General features: G+C 59.6%; 3 protein-coding genes and 1 pseudogene. All 4 read right to left on the bottom strand.

Annotated elements, in window-relative coordinates:
* Positions 1-145: 145 nt before the first annotated feature.
* The gene (locus V7080_RS20525) at positions 146-568 is read right to left on the bottom strand and encodes a F0F1 ATP synthase subunit epsilon (protein ID WP_334190248.1); all 423 of its coding nucleotides are present in this window, start codon (positions 566-568) and stop codon (positions 146-148) included.
* Positions 569-643: 75 nt separating this feature from the next.
* Complete coding sequence (gene atpD / locus V7080_RS20520; protein WP_334190247.1) at positions 644-2,044, bottom strand: F0F1 ATP synthase subunit beta; 1,401 nt, start codon at positions 2,042-2,044, stop codon at positions 644-646.
* A 156-nt stretch (positions 2,045-2,200) separates the two neighbouring features.
* Entirely contained in the window at positions 2,201-3,070 is an 870-nt protein-coding gene (gene atpG / locus V7080_RS20515) for a F0F1 ATP synthase subunit gamma (protein ID WP_334190246.1), read from the bottom strand.
* Between the two features lie 30 nt (positions 3,071-3,100).
* Positions 3,101-3,862 (bottom strand): annotated as a pseudogene (locus tag V7080_RS20510) (F0F1 ATP synthase subunit alpha); the annotation flags it as partial.

Genomic DNA, 3,862 nt, shown 5'->3' with positions numbered 1-3,862 from the left:
CGATAGTGCGACTTTCTGCCAGCAGTGCCGATATGGTTGTTGGTGTCATGGAGGCCTCCGGGAACGCGTTTTGCCGGCTCCCGATTTTGGATGCGGCAATAAAAAAGGCAGCCGAAGCTGCCTTTCATTGTAATGCCTGTCTTCCTTACCGCTTTTGACGCAACTTGTGGATTGCCTGCAATTGCGCGATCGCCGCTGCGAGCTCGGCTTGCGCCTTGGCGTAATCGATCGCGGAATCCTTGTTCGACAATGCCTGTTCCGCCAGCTTCTTGGCTTCAGCCGCTTTGGCTTCGTCCAGGTCGGCACCACGGATGGCGGTGTCGGCCAGTACCGTCACGCCATTCGGCTGCACTTCCAGAATGCCGCCGGCGACGAAAACGAACTCGTCTTCGCTTTGTCCCGGCACCTTGATGCGTACCGCGCCCGGCCGGATGCGGGTGATCAGCGGGGTGTGCATCGGATAGATGCCCAACTCGCCGGCTTCACCCGGCAACGCGACGAACTCGGCCGCGCCGGCGAAGATTTCCTCTTCGGCGGAGACGACGTCTACGTGAATAGTGTTTGCCATGTTGGAACCTTATGTGTTCGTCTGAAGACCAGACCGTCCGTCGCACCCGCCTCGCGGCGGGAAACGACAACCCGATTACTGAATCTTCTTGGCTTTTTCGATCGCTTCGTCGATCGTGCCGACCATGTAGAACGCCTGTTCCGGCAGGTGATCGAGTTCGCCGGATGCGATCATCTTGAAGCCCTTGATCGTGTCCTTCAGCGAAACGTACTTGCCTGGGGAACCGGTAAACACTTCAGCGACGTGGAATGGCTGCGACAGGAAACGCTGCATCTTACGAGCGCGTGCCACGACCAGCTTGTCTTCCGGCGCCAGTTCGTCCATGCCCAGAATCGCGATGATGTCGCGCAGCTCCTTGTAGCGCTGCAGCGTGCCCTGGACGGCGCGTGCCGTCTCGTAGTGGTCCTGGCCGACGACGTTCGGGTCAAGCTGACGCGAGGTCGAATCGAGCGGGTCCACGGCGGGATAAATACCGAGCGCGGCGATGTCACGCGACAACACGACGGTGGAGTCGAGGTGAGCAAACGTGGTTGCAGGCGACGGGTCGGTCAAGTCGTCCGCAGGGACGTACACGGCCTGGATCGAGGTGATCGAACCGGTCTTGGTGGAGGTGATGCGCTCCTGCAGGCGGCCCATTTCCTCGGCCAATGTTGGCTGGTAACCCACCGCGGAGGGCATACGGCCCAGCAGCGCGGACACTTCGGTACCGGCCAGTGTGTAGCGGTAGATGTTGTCGACGAAGAACAGAACGTCCTTGCCTTCATCGCGGAAGCCTTCAGCGATCGTCAGGCCGGTCAGCGCAACGCGCAGGCGGTTGCCTGGCGGTTCGTTCATCTGACCATACACCATCGCAACCTTGGAGTTTTCCGGATTGTCCAGATCAACCACCTTGGCATCGGCCATCTCGTGGTAGAAGTCGTTACCTTCACGAGTACGCTCACCCACGCCGGCGAACACGGACAGACCCGAGTGTGCCTTCGCGATGTTGTTGATCAGTTCCATCATGTTCACGGTCTTGCCCACGCCGGCGCCGCCGAACAGGCCAACCTTACCGCCTTTGGCGAACGGGCAGACCAGGTCAATCACCTTGATGCCGGTTTCGAGCAGTTCCTGCGACGGCGACAGGTCGTCGTATGCAGGCGCGCGGCGGTGGATCGGTGCAGTCTGTGCGCTGCTCACCGGTCCGCATTCGTCGATCGGGTTGCCCAGCACGTCCATGATGCGGCCCAGAGTCGCCTTACCGATGGGCACCGAGATCGGTGCGCCGGTATTGCGGATCATCATGCCGCGGCGCAGACCTTCGGAAGAACCCAGCGCAATGGTACGGACGACGCCGTCGCCCAGCTGCTGCTGCACTTCCAGGGTCAGCTCGGAGCCGTCCATTTTCAGGGCATCGTAAATCTTGGGCATCGCGTTGCGCGGGAACTCAACGTCCACCACGGCGCCGATACACTGAACGATTTTGCCATCAGCCATCTTCGTTCCTTCAATAGTTAATTTAAATTCTTTGCAGCTGCTCGATTTCCTTCTCCAGGGGACAGCCGTGGCGAGGATGGTTGACGCAATCGTCTTGAACCCATCCTTCATCCGGCTGCCCCCGAAGGGGCGGCAATCGAGCAGCGTCGTTATTGGTTAAACCGCAGCCGCTCCGGCAACGATCTCGGAAAGTTCTTTGGTAATCGCAGCCTGACGCGTCTTGTTGTAGACCAGCTTCAGTTCACCGATCACATTGCCCGCGTTGTCGCTTGCCGCCTTCATCGCCACCATGCGTGCCGACTGCTCGGATGCCATGTTCTCGGCAACCGCCTGGTAGATCAGTGCTTCGACATAACGCACCAGCAGTTCATCGATCACGGTCTGGGCATCCGGCTCATAGATGTAATCCCATGCGAGATTACCCTTGTCCGCCTGCATGCGTTCGGATGACAACGGCAGCAACTGCTCCATCATCGGTTCCTGGCGCATCGTGTTGATGAACTTGGTGTAGCAGATGTAGACCGCGTCCAGCCGGCCTTCCTGGTAAGCGTCGAGCAGCACCTTGACCGGGCCGATCAGCTTTTCCAGGTGCGGCGTGTCGCCGAGCTGGATGGCATGCGACACGACCTTGGCGCCAATGCGATTCAGAAAGCCGAAACCCTTGTTGCCAATGGCGACGGCTTCCACCTTGTTTCCTTGACCTTCGAGTTCGCGCACCTTGGTGGTGACCGAACGCAGCACGTTGGTATTCATGCCGCCGCACAGACCTTTGTCCGTGGTGACGACGATGATGCCCACCGTTTTCGCTGTGTCCTGCTTCACCAGAAACGGATGCGTGTATTCGGGATTGGCTTGCGACAAGTTGGCGGCGATATTACGAATCTTGTCACTGTAGGGACGGGCGGACCGCATCCTGTCCTGCGCCTTGCGCATTTTGGATGCGGCGACCATTTCCATCGCCTTCGTGATCTTCTTCGTGTTCTCTACGCTTTTGATCTTGCCGCGTATCTCTTTACCTGCAGCCATGAGTCGTTACTCCTTGTGCGCCGGCGAAGCTCAGAATGTTTTCTTGAAGTCGGCAATCGCGGCGGCCAGTGCTGCTTCGCCGTCCTTATCGAGTTGCTTGGTGTCTTCAATCTTCTGCAGCAATGCGCCGTGGCTGGTCTTCATGAAGTTGTGCAGGCCGGCTTCGAAGGCCAGCACCTGCTTGACGTCGATGCTGTCGAAGTAGCCCTTGTTCACTGCGAACAGCGACACGGCCATCAACGAAATCGGCAGCGGCGAGTACTGCGGCTGCTTCAGCAATTCCGTCACGCGCGCACCGCGGTCGAGCTGCTTGCGGGTCGCTTCATCGAGGTCCGACGCGAACTGCGCGAACGCCGCCAGTTCACGATACTGCGCCAGGTCGGTACGGATACCGCCGGACAGGCCCTTGATGACCTTGGTCTGAGCGGCGCCACCGACGCGGGACACCGAGATACCGGCGTTGATCGCAGGACGGATACCGGCGTTGAACAGCGAAGTCTCGAGGAAGATCTGGCCGTCGGTAATCGAAATCACGTTGGTCGGAACGAACGCGGAAACGTCGCCTGCCTGTGTTTCGATGATCGGCAATGCGGTCAGCGAACCGGTCTTGCCCTGTACTTCGCCCTTGGTGAAGGCAGCGACGTAGTCAGGGTTGACGCGAGCGGCACGCTCAAGCAGACGGCTGTGCAGATAGAACACGTCGCCCGGATAGGCTTCGCGGCCCGGCGGACGGCGCAGCAGCAGGCTCATCTGACGATAGGCGACCGCCTGCTTGGACAGGTCGTCGTAGAT

Origin of the sequence: Noviherbaspirillum sp. (assembly GCF_036846085.1) — a bacterium.
Classification (GTDB): domain Bacteria; phylum Pseudomonadota; class Gammaproteobacteria; order Burkholderiales; family Burkholderiaceae_D; genus Noviherbaspirillum.
Note: the sequence above shows the minus strand (reverse complement) of the source record. Positions and strands in the feature narration are given on the sequence as shown.